This window comes from Amycolatopsis sp. NPDC026612, assembly GCF_040638285.1.
In the GTDB taxonomy this organism is placed as follows: Bacteria; Actinomycetota; Actinomycetes; order Mycobacteriales; family Pseudonocardiaceae; genus Amycolatopsis.
In genome coordinates this window covers 1-1,628 of record NZ_JBEZYB010000180.1, presented here as the reverse complement: position 1 = coordinate 1,628, position 1,628 = coordinate 1, and the positions used below count along the sequence as shown (strand labels likewise).

General features: G+C 65.1%; 2 protein-coding genes. One reads left to right on the top strand and one right to left on the bottom strand.

Translation table 11 applies throughout. The annotated features are described in order from the left end of the window. Positions 1 to 46: 46 nt before the first annotated feature. A complete protein-coding gene (locus tag AB0F15_RS45035) occupies positions 47 to 364 on the bottom strand; it encodes a hypothetical protein (RefSeq protein ID WP_360284091.1) in 318 nt (105 codons plus the stop codon). Positions 365 to 432: 68 nt separating this feature from the next. Between AB0F15_RS45035 and AB0F15_RS45030 the strand changes: the two genes are divergently transcribed. Further along, entirely contained in the window at positions 433 to 1,596 is a 1,164-nt protein-coding gene (locus AB0F15_RS45030) for an IS630 family transposase (RefSeq protein ID WP_360284089.1), read from the top strand. Positions 1,597 to 1,628: the final 32 nt, after the last annotated feature.

Here is a 1,628-nt window from a genome sequence, read left to right as displayed (position 1 = left end):
AGTGGTCGGTTTTGGAAGTTCTTCGGGGGTGTTGAGGCGCTGCGGGTTAGTGGTCGAGGTAGAGGTAGCAGGCGCAGTCGAGGGCTTCTTCGGGGCTGCCGGTGGGGAATCCGCTGGGCAGGATCTGGTTCTCGTAGCGTCCGCTGCTGGCCAGGTAGAGCCCGAAACCCCAATGGCGGGCTGATCCGCCGTAACGGAGCCGGATCAGCGGCTGTGCCGTCCCGTCCTGAAGCTGGGCGTCGACGTAGGCGAACGCGCCCCGGTAACGGAACTCGAGACTGCTGATCTGAGGCCAGCGCGCCTCGACGTGAGCGCGCAGGTGCTGCCGCAGCGAGATCTTCGTGGAGTCCGGCGGGGTGGCCATGCCGACATCGTGCCTCACCGCAAGAGTAGGCGCTGCCGGAACAAGCCGATCATGAAACGAGTCCGACAGTGACAGCGGTGGCCCAGGCGTGCCCGATAACGCTGAGCGAGGTCGGGCGCAGGGAACTGACCAGGCGTTCGGTGGGGCAGAAGACGCCGTATCGGGACAAGATCCGCGCCACGATCGTGCTGCTCGCGGCTGGTGGGCTGCCCAACGCGCAGATCTCGACGAGGGTAGGCGTCGGGGTGGACACCGTCCGTGCCTGGCGTGGGCGTTTCGCCGCACGCGGTCTGGAAGGGCTGGTGGATCTCCCCCGGTCGGGCCGGCCGTCGCGGTTCACCCCGGTGCAGGTCGCCCAGGTCAAAGCGCTGGCCTGTCAGTTGCCTGCCCGGGTGGGGGTGGCGTTGTCGCGGTGGTCGTGTCCGGAACTGGCTCGGGAAGTGGTGAGCAGGGGTGTTGCCGAGACGATCTCGGCCTCGACGGTGCGGCGCTGGCTCTCTGGTGATGCGATCAAGCCGTGGCAGTTCAGGTCGTGGCTGTTTCCTCGCGACCCGAACTTCGAAGCCGTTGCCGCACGGGTTCTGGACCTCTACGAGCGCCGCTGGGAGGGTGTGAAACTGGGGTCGCGGGAGTATGTGATCTCCTCCGATGAGAAGACCTCGATTCAGGCCCGGTGCCGCTGCCATCCGAGTTTGGCACCGGGGCAGGCCCGGATGATGCGCGTCAATCATGAGTACGGCAGGGGCGGGGCGGTGGCGTATCTGGCTGCCTACGACGTGGGGCGGGCCCGGGTGTTCGGCCGGTGTGCTCCCTCGACGGGGATCGTGCCGTTCATGGCGTTGGTTGAGCAGGTGATGACTCAGCCTCTGTATGCGTCGGCGAAGCGGGTGTTCTGGGTGGTTGACAACGGGTCCTCGCATCGGGGCCAGGCGGCGATCAATCGCCTCGCTGTCCGGTTCCCGAACGCGGTGATGGTGCACACCCCGGTGCACGCGTCCTGGTTGAACCAGGTTGAGATTTTCTTCTCTGTCGTGCAACGCAAGGTGGTGTCTCCCAATGACTTCACCGACCTCGCTGAGGTTGAACAGCGACTTGAGGCCTTCGAGAAGCGCTACAACGCGACTGCGAGGCCTTTCCGTTGGCGGTACACCCGAGACGATCTGCGCGACCTGCTCGTCAGGATCGATCACCACGAACGGGAAGACAAGGTTGACATCCCGTTGGCTGCTTGACCCCCGAAGAACTTCCAAAACCAACCACTAAG